Source organism: Streptomyces sp. NPDC028305 (assembly GCF_055569495.1).
The window spans coordinates 317,210-339,489 of the sequence record NZ_JBVHTN010000007.1 but is presented as its reverse complement, the minus strand read 5'-3'; the positions used below and the strand labels follow the sequence as shown (position 1 = coordinate 339,489).

General features: G+C 74.1%; 11 protein-coding genes. 5 read left to right on the top strand and 6 right to left on the bottom strand.

Annotated elements, in window-relative coordinates; translation table 11 throughout:
• Positions 1-679: 679 nt before the first annotated feature.
• Both ACZ4WQ_RS31200 and ACZ4WQ_RS31195 read right to left on the bottom strand, forming a co-directional pair.
• Entirely contained in the window at positions 680-3,931 is a 3,252-nt protein-coding gene (locus ACZ4WQ_RS31200) for a type I polyketide synthase (RefSeq protein ID WP_468022605.1), read from the bottom strand.
• 35 nt (positions 3,932-3,966) lie between these two features.
• Positions 3,967-5,268 carry an MFS transporter gene (locus tag ACZ4WQ_RS31195; RefSeq protein WP_311725435.1) on the bottom strand — a complete coding sequence of 434 codons (1,302 nt, stop codon included), beginning with the start codon at positions 5,266-5,268 and terminating at the stop codon, positions 3,967-3,969.
• Positions 5,269-5,488: 220 nt separating this feature from the next.
• Between ACZ4WQ_RS31195 and ACZ4WQ_RS31190 the strand changes: the two genes are divergently transcribed.
• On the top strand, positions 5,489-8,941 hold the full coding sequence (locus ACZ4WQ_RS31190) for a SpoIIE family protein phosphatase (RefSeq protein WP_468022604.1): 3,453 nt from the start codon (positions 5,489-5,491) through the stop codon (positions 8,939-8,941).
• Positions 8,942-9,545: 604 nt separating this feature from the next.
• On the opposite strand, the gene ACZ4WQ_RS31185 is transcribed toward ACZ4WQ_RS31190, so the two are convergent.
• From ACZ4WQ_RS31185 to ACZ4WQ_RS31175, 3 genes are read right to left on the bottom strand one after another with little or no spacing between them, the layout of a single operon-like run.
• Positions 9,546-10,550, bottom strand: coding sequence for a MauE/DoxX family redox-associated membrane protein (locus ACZ4WQ_RS31185; protein WP_468022603.1), 1,005 nt, complete (start codon positions 10,548-10,550; stop codon positions 9,546-9,548).
• Entirely contained in the window at positions 10,547-11,194 is a 648-nt protein-coding gene (locus tag ACZ4WQ_RS31180; protein ID WP_311725432.1) for a cell wall protein, read from the bottom strand. The genes ACZ4WQ_RS31185 and ACZ4WQ_RS31180 overlap by 4 nt, the downstream gene beginning before the upstream one ends.
• 13 nt (positions 11,195-11,207) lie before the next feature.
• Entirely contained in the window at positions 11,208-11,630 is a 423-nt protein-coding gene (locus ACZ4WQ_RS31175; protein ID WP_361188069.1) for a septal ring lytic transglycosylase RlpA family protein, read from the bottom strand.
• Between the two features lie 292 nt (positions 11,631-11,922).
• On the opposite strand from ACZ4WQ_RS31175, the gene ACZ4WQ_RS31170 reads away from it, so the two are divergent.
• The 4 genes from ACZ4WQ_RS31170 to ACZ4WQ_RS31155 all read left to right on the top strand — a co-directional run bounded on the left by ACZ4WQ_RS31170 (position 11,923) and on the right by ACZ4WQ_RS31155 (position 19,737).
• Positions 11,923-13,416: a glutamate synthase subunit beta gene (locus ACZ4WQ_RS31170; protein ID WP_398373355.1), complete on the top strand. Its 1,494-nt coding sequence runs from the start codon at positions 11,923-11,925 to the stop codon at positions 13,414-13,416.
• A gap of 187 nt (positions 13,417-13,603) precedes the next feature.
• A complete protein-coding gene (locus ACZ4WQ_RS31165; RefSeq protein WP_358845754.1) occupies positions 13,604-15,028 on the top strand; it encodes a DUF2201 family putative metallopeptidase in 1,425 nt (474 codons plus the stop codon).
• Between the two features lie 85 nt (positions 15,029-15,113).
• Entirely contained in the window at positions 15,114-17,015 is a 1,902-nt protein-coding gene (locus ACZ4WQ_RS31160; RefSeq protein WP_468022602.1) for an ATP-binding protein, read from the top strand.
• 91 nt (positions 17,016-17,106) lie between these two features.
• Positions 17,107-19,737 carry a hypothetical protein gene (locus ACZ4WQ_RS31155; protein WP_468022601.1) on the top strand — a complete coding sequence of 877 codons (2,631 nt, stop codon included), beginning with the start codon at positions 17,107-17,109 and terminating at the stop codon, positions 19,735-19,737.
• On the opposite strand, the gene ACZ4WQ_RS31150 is transcribed toward ACZ4WQ_RS31155, so the two are convergent.
• Positions 19,730-22,279 carry a SpoIIE family protein phosphatase gene (locus ACZ4WQ_RS31150; RefSeq protein ID WP_311725427.1) on the bottom strand — a complete coding sequence of 850 codons (2,550 nt, stop codon included), beginning with the start codon at positions 22,277-22,279 and terminating at the stop codon, positions 19,730-19,732. The genes ACZ4WQ_RS31155 and ACZ4WQ_RS31150 overlap by 8 nt on opposite strands.
• Position 22,280 lies beyond the last annotated feature (1 nt).

Genomic DNA, 22,280 nt, shown 5'->3' with positions numbered 1-22,280 from the left:
GGCACGGCCGACGCCGACGCGGGCGACGCGGAGGCGGTCGGCCCGAGCGCACCCGGCGCCGACACGGCCGTCCGCGATGCGGACGCGGCCGGTGCGGGCGCTGGCAGCGCGGACGCGGCCGTCGGCGGTGCGGGGGTGACCGGCGCAGATACGGACGACACGGATGCCGACGACGCAGAGCTGGCCGACCCGAGCGCACCCGGCGCGGACACGGCCGTCCGCGATGCGGACGCGGCCTGTGTGGACACGGCCGGCGCGGACACTGGCGGCGAGGACGTGACCCATACGGCCGCCGGCGGTGCGGGCGCGGCGGACGCGAACGCCGACTGCCCGGAGGCAGTCGGCCCGGGCGCCCCCGCCGCAGACGCCGCCCGCGCAGGCGCGGCCGACGTTGACGCCGATGGCACAGAGACGGGCGGCCCGAGTGCGCCCGGCGCAGACGCCGACGGCGCAAACGCAGTCGGCCCGAGCGCGGCCGGGGCACCGGCCGTCGGAGTGGGCGCGACCGCCCCGGGCGCGGCAGGCTCGGGGGACGCGATGGCCGACGGCGTGGCCGGGGCCGGAGTCCGCGGCAGCGGGGCGGCGGCTGCGGTCAGGCGTTCGATCTGCTCGGTGATGCGGCGGGACAGCCGCGACATCTCAGCCAGGTCGCGCGCCACGGCGGCGGTCGGTGACTGCGTCATCTCAAGTCCGCCCTTCCGTTCAGGGTCGGCGCGCCGTCGCTCGGCAGCGAGCGTTCCAGCAGCTGGGACAGCTGGCTCATCAGGAGCAGTTGGTTCCGGGCCAGCTCCTGGACCTGCCGGGCCAGCTCGTCGTACGCCTCCCGCGTGACGTACGGCGCGTCGGCCGCCGCCGTGACCTCCGGCACCGGCTCGGGCCGCGGCACCTCGGGGGCGGGTGGCGGGCTCATCCGGGCCACGATCGCCTCGGCCAGCAGCCGTGGCGTGTCGGCCTCTTCGAACAGCTCGCGCATCGCGACCTTCACCGCGAACTCCCGCTCCACCTCGCGCAGCATGTTGATCATCTGTAGCGAGTCGGCGCCGAGATCGAAGAACGGCACGTCGGGCCCCACTTCCTCCTCGCCGAAACCCAGCTGATGTGCCGTCAACTCAATGATCCTGCCGAGCACCTGATCCAATGCCGCCCCAATCTCTCGGTCGCCCATGTCTCTCCCCGGTCCCGGCCCGGCGGCGCCGCCCTCGGCGGGCGCGGCCTCCACCAGCTCGGGGCCGGTCCAGTGCGTCTTGCGCTGGAATCGATAGCCGGGGAGCGGGACGCGTCCGCCCGCGCAACCGGCCGCCAGTTCACCCCAGTCGAGCCCGTGTCCCTGGCAGTGCAGCCGGGCGGCGGCGTCCCACAGGGCGCCGAGCCCGCGGCGGCGGCGCAGGGTGGAGAAGGCCCGCACCCCCGCGAGCTCGCGCCGGGCCAGGGCGGTCAGCACCTCGCCCGGCCCCAGCTCGACCAGGGCCGCCGGGCTTCCCCCGGCCAGCTCCCGCAGGACCAGGTCGAAGCGGACCGGCCACCGGGCCTGGCGCACCGCGTAGTCCGGGTCCGGGGCCCAGCCGGGCGGCCGCGTACGCCCGTCCAGGCCACTGACGAACGGCACTTGGACACCTCCGAACCGGACCGCCCCGGCCGCCTCGCGCAGCCCGTCGAGGGCCGGGTCGAGGAGGGCGCTGTGGAACGCCCGGTCGACGGGCAGCCGCTGTCGGCGGACGCCGCGCGCCTCGAACCACCGGTCCGCCTCAGCAAGCGCGGCGTGCGGCCCGGCCAGCACATGGTGGCGGGCGCCGTTGACCACGGCGAGCTCCAGGCCGGCCAGGTCCGCCAGAGCGAGCCGGACCGTCGCCTCGTCGGTGAACGCCGCGATCATGCCGCCCGGGGCCGAGTCGCGGCGCATGAGCCGTCCGCGCGCCGCGGTCAGCCGCAGCCCGTCGGCCAGCGACAGCGCGCCGGCCGCGAACAGGGCCGCCCACTCGCCCGCGCTGTGGCCCGCGACGGCGGCCGGCGGGCCGGTGAGCCGCTGCCACAGCCGGGTCAGCGCCGCCTGTAGCGCGAACAGGGCGGGCTGGAGGGTTTCCGTCGACTCGTCGTCGGCGTACCGGGCAGCTCCGGCCTCGCTTCCCGCGGCGGTGAGCACACGCAGCAGCGAGCCACCGTACTCGTCGCGGTACTGCTCCTCGCACGCGTCCAGGACTTCGCGTACGACGGAGAACCGCGTGTAGAGGGCCGCGGCGGCCCCGCGCACCGAGGCACCGCCCTGGCCGCTGAACAGCCAGACAGGCGGGGTCGGCGGCGAGTGCGGCGCCTCGCCCCGTACGTACCGGCGCGGGGCGGGCCGATCGCCGAGGCCGCCGTCGAGGCCGCCGTCGAGGCCGCCGTCGAGGCAGTCGTCGAGCGCGGCGGCGAGCGCCGCGGGCGTGTCCCCGAGGAGCACCAGGCGGTGGCGGAGCGCGCGCCGCCCGAGGGCCAGGGTGGTGACCAGGTCGGCCATGGCGGGTGCGGGCCCGGTCCGCAGACGGGCGCGCAGCGCGCGGGCGTTGGCGTCGAGGGCAGCCGAGTTGTGTCCGTACAGCGGCACCATGCAGGGTGGCGCCAGGCCCGGTCGCGCCGCCCCCGGCGGGCGTACCGCCCCGCTCCGGGCGCGCGGGGCCTCCTCCGCCTCCTCGACGATGACATGGGCGTTGGTGCCGCCCACCCCCAGGGAGGTGACACCGGCCCGGCGCGGGGTGTCCCCCGCGGGCCACGGGCGCGCCTCCGACGGCAGATAGAAGGGGCTCGTGTCGAGGTCGAGCAGCGGGTTGGGGGCGGTTAAGCCGGCCAGGGGCGGAATGGTGGCGTGCCGCAGCGCCAGCACGGCCTTGATCAGCCCGGCCAGTCCCCCGCAGACGTCCAGATGGCCGATGTTGGGTTTCGCCGAGCCGATGCCGCAGAAGCCGCGCCGCTCGGTGTCCTCGCGGAACGCGCCGGTGAGGGCGGCGAACTCGATGGGGTCGCCCTTGTACGTCCCCGTGCCGTGGGTCTCGACGTACCCGACGGTGTCGGCGGACACCCCCGCCGAGGCGAGCGCGCGCCGGATGACCGCCCGCTGCCCGTCCACCGAGGGTTCGGTGTAGTTCTTCTTCGCAGCGCCGTCGTTGTTCAGGGCGCTGCCGAGGATCACCGCGTGGACGGTGTCGCGGTCGGCGAGCGCCCGGTCCAGCCGTTTGAGCACGACGGCGGCCACCCCGTTGCCGCCGACCGTCCCGTCGGAGGCCGCGTCGAAGGCCAGACACCGTCCCGTACGGGAGAGGATCGAGCCGGGGGCGTGGCGGTAGCCGAGGATCTGCGGCACATGGACGGCGGCCGCTCCCACCACCGCGAGCTCCGCGTCATCGGTGAGCAGGGCCTGCCGGGCGAGGTGCACCGCGACCAGGGAGCTGGAGCAGGCGTTCTGGATGCCGACCGCCGGCCCGGTCAGCCCGAGCCGGAAGGCGGCGCGGGTGGCGGTGTAGTCGGGGTGGTTCCCGATGTCGCGCTGGAGTGTGGGGACCCAGGTGTCGCCGAGGGGCTCGCAGGCCAGGTTGCGGTGTCCGTAGGTGTGGTACGGGAACAGGTGGTAGCCGGTGCTGGCGAACACTCCGACCTGCGTGCCCGTGCCCGCGTAGCCGGCGTCCTCCAGGGCGTGGTGTGCGCACTCGAGGAAGATCCGCTGCTGTGGATCCGTGAGCGCCGCCTCCCGGGCGCTCATCGAGAAGAACTCCGCGTCGAATTCCGGTATGCGCCGCAGCGGGGCGCTCGCCCCGACGAAGTCCTCGGCCCGGAAGGTCGTCTCCGGAACGCCCGCCGCCCGCAGCTCCCGCTCGGTGAACCGGTGGATCCGCGATATTCCGCGGTGGATGGTGTGCCAGAACCCTTCCGGGGTGTTGGCGCCCGGTAGGCGAAGGGCCATGCCGATGATCGCTACGCGTCTGTGGGGCGGCACCGTCACCGGGCGCCCCTCCCCTCTTCCGCGAGTGTCCGATCCTCGACGCTTGTCGCGCCGTCCTGGGCGGCGGACCGCTCCCGCGCGGCACGGCCGATGCGGACGAGGAAGAACATGAAGACCACCCCGACGGCGAGGGCGACCCCGTGCATCACCCCGACCACCCCGAACGGCGACATGCGCTCCATCAGCGCGGCGCTGATCACCATGCCGGAGCCGAATCCCACGCTCTCCACCGTCGCGGAGATCCCGAACACCCGGGTCCGCTGGTCGTCGGGCACCGTCTGAAGCCTCGAGGTGTAGGCGATCTCGCTGAGCCCGTCCGCCATGCCCGCGAGGAACACGATGGCGACCGTGAGCGGCATCGGCAGACCGGCGAATCCCAGCACGAACGTCGCGGACATCACCACGGTGCCCAGGGCGAAGGCCCACTCCCCCAGCGCCCGCCCGCTTCGCTTGGCGCGATAGGCCACCACCCGCTGGGTGGCGATGTTCCCCAGCGCCCAGGTGGCCCAGAAGAAGCTGATGAACGAGGCCGGGTGCGCCTCGTCGAGTTCGCTGGAGTAGACCGGCAGGCCCACGTTGTGCGAGGAGGAGCCGAACGCGTCCAGGCCCCGGATCGACACCATGAACAGCAGCAGCGGGGTCAGCGAGAACAGCCACCTCGCCGTCCGCCGCTCCGGCGCCCCGCCCTGGCCCGCCGCCTTGTCGCCGTCCGGCCCGCCGTCGGAGCCGGTGGCCCCGGCCGTGGGGCGGATCCGCAGCGGCAGCAGGGCCAGGTTCGCCGCGGACACCAGGAAGGTGCAGGCGTCGATCGCGATGGCGCCGGTGAAGCCGAGCCAGGCGACCACCGGCCCGGCGGACGCGAACCCGGCCACCATGGCCATCGACCGGCTGGTGGCCAGCAGCGCGTTGGCCGGAACTCGCAGTTCCTGGCCGGCGATGTCCGGCACCGCGCTGCGCAGCGAGACCGAGGAAACCGTCGCGCACAGCCCGGTCACCACCGCGAGCCCGTACAGCAGATATCCCCGGGCGCCGTCCGGGGCCAGAAGCAGCGTGAACAGCCCCGTGGCCTGCGTCAGATCCGCGGTCATCATGAGGACCTTGCGGTCCAGCCGCCGGGCGAGCAGGGCCGCGACCGAGCCGCCCAGCACGCTCGCGGAGAGGCGCAGCGCCATGAACAGGCCGGTGCCCAGTGCCGTTCCCGTGACGGCGTAGGAGAAGAGACTCAGGGCCACCATGTTCACGTAGCTGCCGTACGCCGAGCAGGCGGCACCCAGGGCAAGGAACCGGATGTAGCGCAACCACCCTCCCGAATTTCACACACGGTTGAACCTGGGCGCATGCGCTGCATAATCTGTCCCGCCGGAGCGAAAACGCGCCAGACCCGAACAGGCCAAACGGCACATGACAGGTGGCCGGTCCGAGCTCTTGACGCCCGCTGTTCCCGCCCTCTACCGGCCCGCTTCGCCCGGGGTCCGGCCGTACCGCTGTGCCACACTGTGACTGAGGAGAGCCGACTCCATGAACGGGCCCGAGAGGCAGCACTCAGGGGTGGAGGAGCTGTTCACCGAGGGCGGTTCGCTGGGCAGGCTGATGAGCGGCATCGACTGGGCGGCGACCCCCCTGGGGCGGACGGAGGCGTGGCCTGCCCGGCTGACCGAGGCCCTCCGTATCGTCCTCGACTCGGAACAGCCGATGGCGCTGTTCTGGGGCCCCGAGTTCCGGATGCTGTACAACGAGGGCTACACCACCATCATCGGCAGCAAGCACCCGGAGGCGCTGGGTCGTCCGTGCGTCGAAGTGTTCCCGGAGAACTGGGACACGACCACGGGTCCGCTGTTCCACTCCGTGGTAGACGGCCGCAAACCGATCCTGGTCAACGACATGGGTTTCGCGTTCATCCGGCGCGGCTTCCTGGAGCAGTCCTACTACGACATCTCCTACCAGCCGATACCGATGCCGGACGGCACGGTGGGCGGGGTGCTGTGCGTCGTCACGGAGACCACGGCCCGGGTGCTCAGCGAGCGGCGGCTGCGGCTGCTGGCCACGCTGGGCTCCAGGACGGCCGGGCTGAGCAGCCCGCAGGACGTGGCGCGAACGTTCGTGGAGGTGCTGGACGCCCACCGCGAGGACGTGCCGTGCACCGCCGTCTATCTGGCGTCGGGGCCCGGAGAGCTGTGGCTGGCCGCCGCCACGGCCTGCGGGGACGCCACCCGGCCGCCCGGGGAGCTCCGGCTCGACCGGACCGCCGAGGAGACCGACGGGGACGGAGACAGGGAGCGGGACGGGCTCGCGGCGCGCCTGGCCACGGTGGTCGGCGACGCCGCCCCGGCCTGGCTCCCGGGCGCGCTGCTCGGGCGGCCGGGAGAGGAGGCGCTGGCCCATCCGCTCGTCCGCTCGGGCGAGGTGGCGGGCGTACTCGTCATGGGCGTCAACCCCAAGCTGCCCGTGAACGCGTCCTACCGGGACTTCTACGATGTGCTCTCCTCCGGTGTCAGCGCGGCGCTGGCGGCGGCGCACACCCAGCAGGAGCAGCGTCGGCGCGCGGAGGCGCTGGCCGAGCTGGACCGCGCCAAGACGACGTTCTTCTCCAATGTCAGCCATGAGTTCCGCACCCCCTTGACCCTGCTGCTGGGGCCGGTGCAGCAGGCCCTAGCGGAGGAGGACAGACCCGAGCGGCGCAGACAGCTGGAGCTCGCCGAGCGCAACGCGCTGCGCCTGTTGAAGCTGGTCAACACGCTTCTCGATGTCTCCCGGGCGGAGGCCGGGCGGCTGAAGGGCAGCTTCGAGCCGGTGGATCTGTCGCATGTCACGGCGGATCTGGCGGCGGTGTTCCGCTCCGCCTTCGACCTGGCGGGGCTGAGCCTGCGGGTGGACTGCCCGCCGCTGCCCGGGCCGGTGCATGTGGACCGGGAGATGTGGGAGAAGATCGTCCTCAATCTGCTCAGCAACGCGCTGAAGTTCACCTTCGCGGGCGGGGTCACGGTGCGGATGGCGGCCGCCGGGGAGCGGGCCCGGCTGACCGTCACGGACACCGGCACCGGTGTCCCGCCGGAGGAGCTGCCGTATCTGTTCGACCGCTTTCACCAGGTGCGCGGGGCTCGCTCACGCTCGCACGAGGGCAGCGGCATCGGCCTCGCGCTCGTCAAGGACCTGGTCGAGCTGCACGCGGGCACGGTCTCGGTGAGCAGCAGGCCGGGCGAGGGCACCACGTTCACCGTCGAGGTGCCGTTCGGCACGGCCCACCTGGCGGCGCGGGACGTCGCCACCGCCGCCACCTCCGCCGCCGACCGGGGCGCGTACGGCGGGCCCGTCCGGCAGAAGCGCACCGCCGCCTACGCCGGGGAGGCGCTGCACTGGCTACAGAACGACGCGACCGATGTGGGTGGCCTGGACGGCATGGACATGCCCGCGTCGCCACCGGAGGGCGACGGCGCCCACCGGCCGCTTCTGCTGGTCGCCGACGACAACGCCGATGTGCGCGGCTACCTCAAGGACCTGCTCGCCCCGGAGCACGATGTGCTGCTCGCCGGGGACGGCCGGGCGGCGCTGGAGACCGCCCTGTCACACCCGGTCGACCTGGTGCTGACCGATGTGATGATGCCCCGGCTGGACGGATTCGCGCTCGTACGGGCGCTGCGCCAGGATCCCCGGACCACCCGCCTGCCGATCATCGTGCTGACCGCCAGGGCCGGTGAGGAGGCGATGGTACGAGGGCTGCGGGCGGGCGCGGACGACTACCTCGCCAAGCCCTTCTCCGCCCGCCAGCTGCTCGCCCGGGTACGCGCCAACCTGGAGCTGTCCCGCCTGCGCGAGCAGGTGCTCACCGAGAGCCGCCGCCACGCCGCCACACTCACCTCGCTCGCCCAGGCGGGCATGCTGTTCTCCGACAGCCTCGACCCGCCGCAGGTGCTGGAGACGGCGAAGGACGTGCTGATTCCGTCCCTCGCCGACGAGATCCGGATCCGTGTCACCGACCCGCGCGCGGGCCGGTCCGAGTTCACCGCGGGCCAGCCGACGGCCGGGGAGGACGAGCTCGACCGCGCCCTCGGCGACTGCCTCGACCAGGACGACGGCACCGGGGTGACGGCACCCGGCACCGTGCTGTCCGTGCCGCTGGTCTCCCACGGCCGCACGCTGGGAGCCCTGGCCATCGCCCGGCGCGGGCGGGAGTACCGCGAGGAGGACCGGAGCTATCTCGACTCCCTCGCCGGCAGGCTGGCCCTCGCCTACGACAACGCCGCCCGGTTCCGCAACGAGCGGCGGCTGGCCCTCACCCTCCAGCGGGCGCTGCTGCCCCAGCACCTGCCCCAGGTGCCCGGGCTGCGCACCGCCTCCTACTACCGGGCCAGCACCACCGGCACGGAGATCGGCGGCGACTGGTACGACGTCATCGCACTGCCCGACGGCGCCATGGGGCTGGCGATCGGCGACGTCATGGGCCATGACGTCGCCGCCGCCACCGTGATGGGCCGGCTGCGGCCCGCCCTGCGCGGCTTCGCGCTCGACGGCGCCTCGCCGGGCTCGCTCCTCGCCAAGCTCGACGCGTATCTGCGGTCGCTGGACGTCGAACACTTCGCGACCTGTCTGTACGCGGTGTACGAGCCGGGGACCCGGCGGCTGCGGTACGCGTCCAGCGGACACCTGCCGCCGCTCGTGGTGGCCGGCGAGGCCACCGGCTTCCTGGAGACCCGGCCGGGCGCTCCGCTGGGGCTGGCGCAGGGCGCGCCCGAGGACCACGAGACACGGCTGACGGCCGGCGCCGGGCTGCTGCTGTTCACGGACGGCCTGGTGGAGAACAGCAAGCTCTCCCTCGACAACGGGCTGGCGGCCCTGCGGACGGCCTGCGCGGACTTGCCCGAGGCGGCACGGCACGACCCGCAGCGGATCATCGACCGCGCCATGGAGCTGCTCGGCGCCCCCGGCCACGTCGACGACGACACCGCGCTCCTGGCCGCGTCGGCCGGCTCCTGAAGGCCGACGCGGCCCCGCCGGCTCCCTGGCCCCCGCCAGGTGCTGGGCTCAGGCCCGGATCCCAGACTCTGGCTGAGCGCCAGGCGCCGGGCTGCGGGTCGGGCGCAGAGCTCCCGCCAGCTGCCGATTTCCCGCCAGGCCCCAAGCCCCGGCCGGACCCCGCGCTCAGCCCGGCCCCCGGACTCGGGCCGACGCCAGGCTCGGTCAGGGAACCCGGGCCCCGCCTGGTCCCAGGCTCGGGCCCGGCACCGGGCTCCCGCCGGGTGCTGGGCTGCGGGTCGGTCCAGGTTCCGGGCTCGGGCCGGGGCTGAGCTCCGTCCGAGCGCCGGACCTCGGCCGGGCGCCAGGCTAGGGCCAGTTCGCCAGGTCCCGAGCTCGAGCCCGGCGCCGAGCTCCTGCGGGGTCCCGGGCTGTCCGCAGGGGCCGGGCCAGGTGCCGGCTCCGCCGAGCGCAGGGCTTCCGCCGGCTGCCGAGCTCCCGCCGGGTCTCGCGCTCAGCCCGGCCCCGGACTCGGGCCGACGCCAGGCCCGGCCAGAACCCCGGACCCCGCCGGGTCCCAGGCTCGGGCCCGGCGCCGGGCTCCCGCCGGGTCCCGGGCCGCGGGTCAAACCAGGTGCCGCCTCTCGCCAGGTGCCGGACTCGGGCCCGGCGCCAAGCTTCGGCCAGTCACCGGACTCCCGCCGGGTCTCGGACTCCCGCCCGGCACCGGGCTCCCGCCGGCTCCAGGGCGCCCGTCGGGGCTCGCGGGTGGGTGGGGTGGGAGCGGCACCGGGGTGCCGGTGTCCGCGTCCACGGCTCCGACTCGGACCGCGGGCTCGGCCACCGTGTCCAGGCTGGCCGTCGCGTCCAGGGCGAACATCACGAAGGCCGGCCTGGCGCCCGCACCCTCGCCGTACACCCCGGCGAACTGGAGAACGCGCCAGCCGCCGTCGTCCCAGTGGTCCAGCAGCGCGGAGCGCACCACCGGGGCGGCCGTCCGCCAGGCCAGCGAGCGCTCCAGCAGCTCGACCGTCGCGGCCACCGGAACCGCGCCACCGTCCGCGGGCCGGACGAGCGGAATCCCGCGCGGCCGTGGCCGCCGCCGTAGGCCCACGCCGGCGTCGGCCGAGAGCGCCACCAGCGCCAGCGCGCCGACGCCGGCCAGGCCCAGCGAGGTGACCGGCCGCCGGGTCACCGCCGCCCACCAGGGCTCCGCCGCCGTCGCCGCCACGGCCGCCGTGGCGCCGCCTGCCGCCAGGGCGGCGGCGCGGGCGAAGGCGCGCCAGGTGACGGGGGCCGCGCCGTTCCCCGTACAGCCGCAGGACGAACCCGGCGCGGCCCGGCGGGCGTAGGCCAGATAGCCGCTGAAGCCCGCGCCGAGAACGGCGGCCGCCACCCCCGGGACGACGGTGGCGGGCGGCGCCAGCAGCGCGACGGCGAGCAGCAGTTCAAGGGCGCCGAGCAGCCGCAGGGCGAACGCGGCCCGGCCCGCGCCGCGTACCAGCCGGACCAGCGCGGCGGGTGGCGGGGCCGGGCGGGCCGCGCGGCGGGGCCGCAGCTTGGCCGCGCCGGTCCGGCCGAGCAGCCCGGCGGTCAGCAACGTGGCCGCCCCGGCCGACGCGGCGATCACCGCCTCCTCCCCGGCGGGGGCCCGACCGAGACCCGTACGACGTCCACGGCTCGGTCGGCGGGCCGCCAGGCGCCGAGGACCTGCGCGCCGTCGCCCACCCGCAGCCGGGACAGGTCCGAGGTGGCGGCGGTGCCCGGGTACGAGGCGCTGGTGGTGACCGGGAGCAGATGGCCGACGATCCGGTGCGCCCCGTGCGTCAGATGGAGGCGGTCCTTGTCGATGCGGCGGACGGTGGCGTAGAGGTTCACGATGTTCACCCACACCGCGTCGGCGGCGACGGTGCCGTCGGGCATCGGGACACCGCGGGCGTAGAGCCCGTCACCGGCCTCGATCGCCTCGGCGGTGGCCACCCCCGCCTTCCAGACGCTGGTGGCGTTGGTCAGCCGCACCCGCGCCGCGTCGCCGTGGGACCCGGCGACCCACAGCACGCTGCCGTCGATCCGCAGGATCCGCCCTTCCACGAAGGCGCTCCGGGGGACGGCCGGGTCGAGGGGGGTGAGGGGCGCGGCGAAGGCGGCGTCCGCGTCGACGGCGCCCAGCGAGGTCGCGCCGACGATGGTGGCGCCGCTCAGGGCCACGGTGGTCAGAAACCGCCGTCTGCCGACGTCTTCGAGGCCGCCGGGGGCCGGTCGGGGCGAGGTCACGGCCGGTCCCCCGTCACTCGTGGATCAGCACCGGCAGGGTGCCGGAGCTGAGGCTGCCGAGGGCGGCGAAGGCCGCGGGCGTGAGGTCGATGACGCGGTTGGTCCGGCAGACCCCGTCGCAGCAGGTCGACTCGGAGCAGAAGCTCCTCGTGCGCGGGCCGCAGTCGGTGATCGTCACACACACCGACGCGCCGGAGCACTGGTGGCGGACGGTCAGGACGCTGCCGCAGCCGCGCCGCGGCATGTCCTCCCCGCACAGGTCCGGCCGGGTGATCTCCCAGCACTCCGGGGAGGCGTTCGGCCAGGCGGCCTGCGGCTCGCTCGACCGGCAGGTGCCGCAGGCGCCGCCGCCCTCGTCGGCGCACGGGCCCCAGGAGTTGCCGCAGCAGAACCAGCTGGCTTCGCCGGCCCACAGGGGCGTCGATCCACAGGCCATCATGTGCTCCCTTCGCTCCCTGTATCCGGTGCCCAGTACCCGGTACCCGGTTTCCTCCAGCCTGCCGGGAACATCACCGGGCGGCGATCGCTCGTCCGCCGACCGCGCGGTGGCCGCAGGTGGCGGCGCCGGGCGCCCTTGCACCCGGACGTACAGTGGGGGAAGGCGTGGTGTTCCGCGGGGCGCCCGCCACCCCATGGCCCAGGCCGAGCCCCTGCCGAGACGCGAGCGCGGCCGCGTGGGGCGCCGCGTACGGGCAGAACACGGGCAGACACGGGTAAGGAACGCCGTCATGGCCGACCCGAAGGGCTTTCTCAACACACCTCGCCGGCTTCCGCCACGCCGCCCCGTGGCCGAGCGGGTGCGGGACTGGCACGAGGTCCAGGTGCCCGGCGGCCTGCTGCCGATCGTCGGGGCCCAGGCCGGGCGCTGCATGGACTGCGGCGTCCCGTTCTGCCACGAGGGCTGCCCGCTGGGAAACCTCATCCCCGAGTGGAACGAGCTGGTCTCGCGCGACGACTGGCGGCGGGCGAGCGAGCGGCTGCACGCCACCAACAACTTCCCCGAGTTCACCGGCCGTCTGTGCCCGGCGCCCTGTGAGAGCGCCTGCGTGCTGGCCATCAACCAGCCCGCGGTGACCATCGAGAACGTCGAGCGGGCCATCGCGGACCTGGCGTGGGAGAGCGGCCATGTGTCCCCCAAACCACCCGAGCGGCTGTCGGGGAAGACCGTCGCGGTCATCGGCTCGGGCCCGGCGGGCCTGGCCGCGGCCCAGCAGCTGACCCGCGCCGGACACACGGTGGCGGTGTACGAGCGCGCCGACCGCGTCGGCGGGCTGCTGCGCTACGGCATCCCCGAGTTCAAGATGGAGAAGCGCCACCTCGACCGCCGCCTGGCTCAGATGCGCGCGGAGGGCACCAAGTTCCGTACGGGCGTGGGCGTGGGCACCGACGTGGACGCCGCCGAGCTGCGGGCCCGCTACGACGCGCTGGTGATAGCGGTCGGGGCGACGGCCTGGCGGGAGTTGCCGGTGCCGGGGCGGGAGTTGGCCGGAATACATCAGGCGATGGAGTATCTGCCACTGGCCAACCGGGTCCAGGAGGGCGACTTCGCCCGGCCGCCGATCACCGCCGAGGGCAGGCATGTCGTGATCGTCGGCGGCGGGGACACCGGCGCGGACTGCCTGGGCACCGTGCTGCGCCAGGGCGCGGCCTCCGTCACCCAGCTGGACATCCATGCCCAGCCCGGGGCCGAGCGGCCCGAGAGCCAGCCCTGGCCGGTCTACCCCAAGATCTACCGGATGTCCGCCGCCCACGAGGAGGCCCAGGTGCTGGGCGCGTCCCCGGACGCCGACGCGGACGCGCGGGTCTTCTCGGCCGCGACGATCCGCTTCGAGGGGGACGAGCGGGGCGAGCGAACCGGCGTACAGGCGGTGCGGCTGGTCGGGGTCGACGCGGACGGGCGGCCCGAGCCGGGCCCGGAGCGGGTGCTGCGGGCCGACATGGTCCTGCTGGCGCTGGGCTTCTCGGGCCCGGAGCGGGACAGCGGCCTGCTCGGCCAGCTCGGCCTGGGACTCGACGACCGGGGCACCATCACCCGGGACGAGGGGTACGCCGCCGGCCACGAGGGCGTCTTCGTGGCGGGTGACGCGGGCCGCGGCCAGTCGCTGATCGTGTGGGCGATCGCCGAGGGCCGCTCCGCCGCCGCGGCCGTGGACCGCTATCTCTCGGGCTCCACCACGCTCCCCGCCCCCGTCACCCCGGCGGACCGGCCGCTGGTGGTCTGAGCGGCGGGCCGGCCACCGGCGCTCCCGCCCATCCGCCCCGGGGGCCCACTGTCGTACCCGGTGGATAACGTTCTTGGTAGCGGGCCGGGCACGAGCACCGGAAAGCCGCAGGTGTAACAGCCATGCGCAAGAGGGGGAGACAGTGGCACGGGTGACGGGGGCGAGCCGGCATGCCGCGGCGCGGGGGGTGATCGACCTCGGCGACCGCCGGGCGCTGCTGGAGTGTCAGGTGGCCGACCCGGAGGTCGCTGAGGAGGGCCGTCGGCTCAAGGAGGCGGCGCTGCTGGACTTCGGGGTCAAGGACAGCGTGGTGGGCTCGTGGCTGTACGCCAAGTGCCACCACCAGATCGCCACCGCGGCGGTGGACACGGCGGCGGTGGTGGCCGTGGGCGACGGCAGCTGCCTGTTGCTGTACAACCCGGAGTTTTTCGTCCGGATCGGGCCGAGTGGAGTGCGCTTCGTACTGTTCCACGAGGCGCGCCATCTGATCCACCGCCATCTGTACGTGGACGAGGACCTGCGCGCCGACCCCGTGTTCGAGCTGGCCGCCGAGGTGGCGATCAACCATGTGGCCATGGTCCGGCTGGGGCGTACGGAGTTGCCCACCCAGGAGGTGCCGGACGGCCTCGGGGGCACCCGCCGCGAGCCGGTGGGCGTCGATCCGCGCGAGGTGCACCAGCGGTATGTGGCCGACCTGACCGAGCAGGGCCTGACGCCGCTGTCCTACCAGGACTTCGTCGACACCGACCTGGGGGTGTACGGGGAGCTCAAGCGGATGCGCCGACCCCCGGTGCCGCCCACGGTGTGTGTGCACATGCGGCCGGCCGGGGCGGGCGAGGGCGAAGGGGCGGGCCGGAAGCTGCCGATGGACGACGAGACGCTCTCCTCGGTCGTCGGGGCGACGCTGGCCGAGGCGATGCGCGCGGCGCTGCGCGGCGAGGGCATCGCCCGGGAGGAGATGCTGGGCCTGGCGGACCGCAGCGCGGGGGGCGGAAAGCGGGTGGAGCGCATGTGGGGCCGGATGGGCCTGGGCGCGCTGCGCGGGGAGACCCCGCGGACCCGGCGGGTGGAGTGGTGGCGGCGCTGGCTCTCCGATGTGCTGGCTTCCAAGCTGCGCGAGGGCGAGCGGCTGGTCTATCCGAAGAAGCACGGGGCCGTGCTGCTGGCGCTGGGCCATGACCCGATGCTCTCCCGGCGGGGCGCGGAGCGCACCAAGGTGGTGGTGGTCGCGCTGGACACCTCGGGGTCGATGCCGCAGGCCGTGGTCGACTGGATCACCTCGCTGGTGGGCCGGACGGACGGGGTGGAGAGCCACTGGCTGAGCTTCGACGGCGCGGTGATGCCCTTCGTCCCCGGGGAGCGGGTACTGGGCGGCGGCGGGACGAACTTCCAGCACGTCGTCGACTATGTCGAGGGCCGGCTGGCGGTGAACGGGCGGCGGTTCGAGGAGCGCGCCGACGCGGTGATCATGGTCACCGACGGATATGCGCCCAGGGTCACCCCCGCCCAGCCCGACCGCTGGATCTGGCTGATCACGGACGGCGGGGACGACTGGCCGGAGCGGCACGATCCGCCGATGGCCTGCCACCGCGTGGTCACCGGCGACAGCTGACCGTGGGCCGGTCGCCGGCCGGCCGTTTCGGACAACCGACAGACACACAACGAGGGAACAGGCCACTGTGAGCAGCGTGGAGACGATGGCACCGACCGCGGAAGACGCCTCCGCCGGGCGAGCGGGGCGGACGGCGCGGAAGACCCAGAAGATCCAGAAGCCCCAGCAGGCGCGGCAGGGGGCCGGGCCGGTCAGCGCTTCCCGGCTGGAGCAGTTCATCAGCGCGATGATCGCCATGGGACAGACCGGGCAGGTCTTCGGCGAGCACGGCATCGGCAAGACGTCGACGTTTCTCTCGTACGTGCCCGAGGCGCACCCCGGCACCGAGGTGATCCTGATCCCGGCGGCCAATCTCACCCCGGACGACCTGCTGGTCAACGCTCCGGTGCGGGACGACCGCAGCGGCGAGCTGGTCCTCACTCAGCTGATCATGCGTCAGCTCTCCCCCGGCAGGCCCTTTGTGCTGCTGATCGACGACTCGCTTCAGGCCGGGGAGACCATTCAGTCCCAGCTGATGCAGATCGCCTGCAACTGGACGCTCGGCGAGCACGATCTGCGCGCGCTCGGCTGCGTCGGGGTCTTCCTCGCCGACAACGAGTCGCTCGCCGAGACCAGCGCCCGACGCAGCGATCTGGCCGTCCTGGACCGCATGGTCACCCTGCGGGTGACCGCCAATGACACGGCCTGGCGGCAGAAGCTGGCCGAGCGCTACGCGGACTGGGATGTGACCGAGGTGTTCCGGCTGTGGGCCGGGCTGACCCCGCGGCTGCGCTCGCTGCTGTCCCCGCGCACCCTCCAGCACGTCCTGGACTGCGCCCGCGCCGGATTTCCGCTCTCCTGGGGGCTCCCGCTGGTCGGTGGTCAGCGGCTGCGCCTGCGGGATGTGAAGTCGGACGGCAAGCCGGGCCCCGACCGCACGGCCGAGGTCCTGGACGGCATCGCGGCCGCCGTCGGCTGCCCGAACCCCTCGACCGTCGCGGATCCGGTGCGCGCCATTTTGCGCACCGCCGTCCGGGAGAACTGGTCCGTGCTGCTCCAGGGCCCGCCCGGGTGCGGCAAGACCGAGATCACCAAGGCGGTGGTCCGGGAGGAGACCGGCAGCGACCCGGTGTACTTCTCGCTGCCGGTGACCAATGTCGAGGACCTGTGTGTGCCGATCCCGACGCCGGACGGCACCTTGGACACGCTGCTCAGCCGCTCGCTCATGGGGCCCGAGTCCAAGGTGATCGTCTGGGACGAGTACAACCGGCCCAAGGACAAGGCGACCTTCGCCAAGCTGATGGAGATCACCCAGGAGTGGTCGCTGGCCGGCCGGCCGATTCCGGGGCTGTGCGCCCAGATAGCGCTCCAGAACCCGCCGTACCACCTCGGCCGCAAGCTGCTGGTCAGCAGCAACAACGTGGCGCAGGCGAGCCGCTTCACGGTCAGCTACGAGGTGAGCCCGCAGGACATCCCCGCCAATCAGTGGCTGATCGACACCTATGGCGAGGTGGCCGAGACGGTGCTGGAGTGGTGGAAGAGCGACATCGACGACGAGGGCCGGGAGTGGATCACCAAGCGGACCCTGGAGCGGCTGATCAAGCTGCATCGGGCCGGACAGCCGCTGGAGACCGGGCTGATCTACCTCGGCGACGGGGAGTACGCCCCGGTGCCGCTGTCCCAGCTCGAGGCGCGGCTGTCGGAGAGTTCCGGGCAGAAGGTCATCGGTCTGCGCGAGTTGGCGCGCGATGTGACGGAGTGGGAGGCCAGGCTGGCGGCGGCCTGTGAGAGCTCGGCCGAGGGCACCAATGACACCGATCTGGTGCACCAGGTGTTCGCCAACGCCGAGGTCTCCCAGCTGAAGCGCCATGCCGAGGTGGTGGCGCGGCTGCTGCGCCATATGCCGCCGAAGCTGCGCGCCGCGCATCTGGTGGGACAGACCCCGGAGCGGCAGCGGTTCTGGATCGGCGCCCTGTCCAAGATGGCCGAGCTGCCCGCCACTTCCTGAGCCCCGCTCTCACCGCTCCTCCCCTTTCCTTCCCCTTTCACTTCTTGAGCCGCTCTCTTCTGCTCTTCTCAACGATCGGAGAACACCCGGCGTGGCGATCCTCGACGAATCCCTGCTCTCGGCCACGTTCCGGCTGGCCGGACCCGCGCTCGCCCCGGAGCTGATGGCCCGGCTGCGCGAGGAGGCCATGGCGCTGATGGCCGGGCGGGAGCCGCTGCCCGACTATCTGGTGGACGAGATGTTCGCCACCGGCGACGCCGAAATGATCTGGGTCCTGTCCGAATGCCCGGCGACGCCCGAGCGCCTGCCGGCGCTGCTGCGCCTGGCCGCGCTGGGCTACACGGCCCTGGGGCCACGGCTCTACCGGGGGTACGGCGATCGGGAGGAGCTGCGGGCCGCGGTGTTCGAGGGCGCGAAGCGGAGTCTGGACGATCCCGACTGGCATGAGCCGGACGGGCTGGTGGAGTATCTGCTGAACACCACCAATGTCCAGGAGCTCTTGCCGGCGCTGCGCGCGCCCTTCCCCCGCCTCGTACGCCACGCCCTGAAGTCCGTCGTCCACAAGGCAAACGTGGACGACCAGGTGGCGGCCTGCCGGGCGGTGCTCACCTACGGCGGCGTGGCCGAGCTGTCCGCCCTCACCGAACTGGCCGCGTTGCGCCCGGCGGTGGTGGAGCTGGTGCGCCGGGCGGTGGCCGCACCGGACCCGGCCGCCGTACTGCTGGGGGGCGCCCCTGTGGCCGAGGACTCCGCGAACATTGCGAACACCGCAGACCCCGCCGCCCCCGCGGACCCCGCCGCTGCCGAGCCCGCCCCGAGCATCCCGGCCCTGTCCGGAGCGGCGCTGGTGGACCGGCTGCGCGAGGCGAGGTGGGCGCGCGAGGACATCCCGCTGGACGGCGTGGACTGGGATCTGTTGCTGGCCGAGCACGGGCGCGAGCCCCTGCCGAACGGCGCGCTGCTCATCCTGGCGGCCCGCCGGGACTGCCCGGACGACCTCGTGCTGGCGGCCTACAAGAAGTCGCCCCAGCATCTTCCCGCCACCTCCCGGCTGCCGTGGCGGCTGCTGGGGGACTCCGATTGGGGTGACAGCTACTCCCGCTTCAACCTGTCCAAACTGTTGCGGCGGGGTGCCAAGGAGGGCGCCTACCCGGTCGAACGGGTGCTGACCGAGATCCGGCCCGCCCGTGCGGTGCTCGGCTCGCTGCCGTGCGAAGAGCCTTCGGTCCGCGAGGCGCTGACCGGTCTGGTGGCCGAGCTGGGCGAGGACTTCGCCACATGGCGCGCCCTGTACTCGCTGATGCCCCGCTTCGCCGGAACGAGCACGGAGCTGTTCGCCGCGGCCCGCGAGCAGTCGGCCAAGCACCGGCGCAAGACCTGGCCCCGGCCGCTGGCCCCGGAGTACCCGGTCAGCGCGCCGGAAGGTGCCCGAGCGGTGTTTCTCCAGCTGTACGGTCTGGCCACCGAGGACGTCCAGTTGGCGCTGGCCGAGCACCTGGACCTCCGCACGGTCCAGCATCTGCTGGTCCATCGCCGGCCCTCGGCGGCGCTGCGCGACCGCTTCATCGCGCTGCACGGGGTCTCCGTGCTGGCCGGTATCGCCTCCAGCTGGGAGCTTCCGGAGACCACCATCGCGGAGCTGCTGCGCCACGACGACCCGGAGATCAACGCCAAGCTGTACATCCACACCCCGCTCAGCCCCGAGCAGCGCCGGCAGATCCTGTCCGGGCGGCGGACCGACCCCGACAGCGGGGAGGGGCCGCTGCCGCTCACCGAGGAGGTGTTCGCCGAGCTGCGGGACAGCGGGCGCCGTCACTGGCTGCTGCCGGCCTGCGAGGCCGGCGATCCGCGCCTCGCCCGCATCCTGCTCGGAAAGGTCAAGCTGCATACGCTCGCCGGCCAGCTGCGGCTGCTGGAGCGGCTGTGGGCGCAACACGGCGCGGAGGAGGTGCGCGCGCTCCTCGACGAGACCGAGTTCCCCGAGCGGCGCAGCAAGAAGCACCCGCTGCCGGCGGCCACCCACAAGATCGCCCGATCCGCCCTGGAGTCGGCGGGCGGCCTGGCCGAGCTGCGCGAGCAGCTCGCGCGGGCGCAGTCGCCCGCGAGCCGGGCGGCGTTCCTGCGCGCCGCGGGCGAGGGGCGGCGCGACCAGCTCTCCGCGGCGATGGAGCGGCTGGCCGAGGAGACCGGCCCGGGGCTCCCCTGGGAGGAGCTGATGGCCGAGCACGGCCGCGAACCGCTGCCCGACGCCCTCCTGGTCGAGCTGGCGAAGCGGGACGACTTCCCGGGGGAGCTGCGCGTCGACGTGCAGCTGGCGGAGGTGCGGCTGGAGCACAACGCCCATCCGCACCGCCTCACCGGCCCGCGCCCCACCGCGCTGGAGCTGCTGAGCCACCACCAGCTCCCCCGGTACTTCCGGCAGGAGTGGCTGGACAAGGCGGTGTCCTATGGGCAGCTGTCCTTGTCGGAGGTCCTGCACGAGGCCCGGCCCGCCATCGTGGCCGCGACCTACCTGTCGAAATATCCGGCGAACCGCCCCCAGGAGGCCGGGGCCGGCGGCACGGACGAGCAGTTCCGCCGGGCCCGCCGGGAAGCCGTGGATCTGGTCGCCTCCCATCTCGGCAAGGATCCGGAGGCCTGGGCGGTGGCCCTGCGGCTGATGCCCGAGTTCACCGGCACCCTCCCCGAGCTGCTGACCACCACGGCGGCGGTGATCAGCTGAAGGCGAGCGCGGCCGAGAGGGGCCACGGGGACGACTCGGACGGCAGTGTCTGCTCCGTCCAGATGACCTTGCCGCTCCTGGTGTAGCGGGTGCCCCAGCGCTGGACCATCTGGGCCACCAGGAACAGCCCGCGCCCGCCCTCGTCGGTGCTGGCGGCCCGGCGCAGATGGGGCGCGGTGGTGCTGCCGTCGGCGACCTCGCAGATCAGGGACCGGTCGCGGAGCAGGCGCAGCCGGATGGGGCCGGAGGCGTGGCGGATGGCGTTGCCGAGCAGTTCGCTGACCACCAGCTCGGTGGTGAAGGCCGCCTCGTCCAGACCCCAGTCGCCGAGGGTCCGGGCCACCGCGGCCCGCATGCCGGAGACGACCGCGGGGTCCGCCGGGAGGTCCCAGGAGGCGACGTGGTCCTGGGCCAGGCCGGTGGTTCCGGCGACGAGCAGCGCCATGTCGTCGGTGGGGTGGTCCGGCGGCAGGGCCTCCATCACCGCCCGGCAGGTCTGCTCGGGGTCGGCGCCGGCGCCCGCGAGGGCGCCGAGCAGACGCTCGAGACCGATGTCGACGTCGACGTCGCCGGCCTGGAGGAGCCCGTTGGTGTACAGCACCAGCCGGCTGCCGTCGGGGAGGTCGATGTCGGCGGCCTCGAAGGGCAGCCCGACGAGGCCGAGCGGCGGTCCGGCGGGCAGGTCCAGGAGGGTCGCCGTGCCGTCCGGGCGCACCAGGGCGGGCGGCGGGTGGCCGGCCCGCGCCAGGCCGCAGCGCCGGGCCACGGGGTCGTAGACCGCGTACAGGCAGGTGGCCCCGGCGACCCCGGGCCCGCTCGCGCCGTTCGCGGCGGTCTCCTCCCGGTCCAGGCGCTCCACCACCTCGTCGAGGTAGGTCAGCAGCTCGTCGGGGGGCAGGTCGAGCGCGGCGAAGTTGTGCACCGCGGTGCGCAGGCGGCCCATGGTGGCGGCTGCGTGCAGGCCGTGGCCGACGACGTCGCCGACGACGAAGGCGATGCGGGCGCCGGAGAGGGGGATGACGTCGAACCAGTCGCCGCCCACCCCGGCGTGCCCGGGCACATAGCGGTGGGCGACCTCGACGGCCTCGTGCTCGGGCAGCTCGCGGGGGAGCAGGCTGCGCTGGAGGGCCAGGGCGACGGCGTGCTCGCGCGCGTAGCGGCGGGCGTTGTCGATGTACGCGGCCGCCTGGCTGACCAGTTCCTCGGCGAGGGTGAGATCGTCGTCCTCGAAGGGCGCGGCGCGCGCCGAGCGCCAGAACTCGGCCTGTCCGAGGATGACGCCGCGCGCGGTGAGCGGCACCGCCACCGAGCCGATCGGCTCGCCCATCAGCCGCAGCGACGAGTCCTCGCGGACGCCGCTGACCGCGACGCGGCGCATCCGGGTGTCGGCGGGGTCCGGCTCCTCATAGCGCAGGACCGACTCCATCAGGTCGACGGTGACGAAGTCGGCGAAGCGCGGTACGGCGACCTGGGCCAGCTCCTGGGCGGTGCGCACCATGTCGAGCGTGGTGCCGACCTCGACCCCGGCGTAGTACAGCAGCTCCAGGCGCTCCCGCGCCCGGTCGGCCTTGTCCGTCAGGGCTTGCAGTTCGGTGGTGTCGCGCAGCGTGGCCACGCTGCCCCAGGGCTGTCCGCGCCGGCTGGCGGGGCGCTGGTTGACGGCCAGCAGCCGCTCCCCCACCCGGTGGACCTCGTCGGTGGCCGGCCGGCCGGAGGCGAGCAGGCCGGCGGTGTCCGGCGGGAGCCCGGCGTCGGCCACCTGCTTCCCCTGGGCGCCGGGCGGAAGGGCGAGCAGCCTGCACGCCTCGTCGTTGGCGAGCAGCATCCTGCCGTCGCGGTCGACGATCAGCACGCCCTCCCGTACGGCGCGCAGTACGGCGTCGTGGTGCTCGTACATCCGGGCGATCTCGGCGGGCCCGAGGCCACGGGTCTGGTGCCGCAGCCGCCGGTTCACGAGCGCCGCCCCGCCCGCGCCGAGCGCGAGGGCCACGCCCAGGGAGCCGAGCATGAAGGGCAGCTGGCGGTCGACCGAGCGGCGCACGTTGGGGATGGTGACCCCGGCGTTGACGATGCCGATCACCTTTCCGCTCGCGTCGGTGACCGGGACCGCCGCGCGGATGGAGGGGGCGGAGAGGGTCACGCCCGGGACCCTGCTGGTGAAGGCGCGGCCGACCGTGGCCGGGTACAGGGATTGGTCGACGCGCTTGCCGATCTGGTGGGGGTTGGGGTGGGTGTAGCGGATGCCGCTCGGGCTCGTCACCACGATGTAGTCGATGCCGGCGTCGCGTGTGACCCGCTGTGCGAAGGGCTGGAGCGTGGCGGTGGGGTGGCGGGACTCCAGGGCGGCGAGCACCCCCGGGGCGCGGGCGAACGAGTGGGCGACGGCGAGCGCGCGGCCCCGGGCCTGGTTCTCGCCGCTGCTCCGGGCCTGGAGGAACAGCGCGGCGCCCGTGGCGACCAGGAGCAGGGCCGTGATCACCAGCATCAGGGCGAGCGCCTGTCCGGCGACACTGCGGGAGCGTAGCGCCGAACCCACCTTCATC

What these genes read in the sequence shown, in the direction of transcription:
- ACZ4WQ_RS31200 (WP_468022605.1), bottom strand. Translation starts at nt 3,931, where the DNA reads ATGGCCCTTCGCCTACCGGGCGCCAACACCCCGGAAGGGTTCTGGCAC.
- ACZ4WQ_RS31190 (WP_468022604.1), top strand. Translation starts at nt 5,489, where the DNA reads ATGAACGGGCCCGAGAGGCAGCACTCAGGGGTGGAGGAGCTGTTCACC.
- ACZ4WQ_RS31175 (WP_361188069.1), bottom strand. Translation starts at nt 11,630, where the DNA reads ATGGCCTGTGGATCGACGCCCCTGTGGGCCGGCGAAGCCAGCTGGTTC.
- ACZ4WQ_RS31170 (WP_398373355.1), top strand. Translation starts at nt 11,923, where the DNA reads ATGGCCGACCCGAAGGGCTTTCTCAACACACCTCGCCGGCTTCCGCCA.
- ACZ4WQ_RS31160 (WP_468022602.1), top strand. Translation starts at nt 15,114, where the DNA reads ATGGCACCGACCGCGGAAGACGCCTCCGCCGGGCGAGCGGGGCGGACG.
- ACZ4WQ_RS31150 (WP_311725427.1), bottom strand. Translation starts at nt 22,279, where the DNA reads ATGAAGGTGGGTTCGGCGCTACGCTCCCGCAGTGTCGCCGGACAGGCG.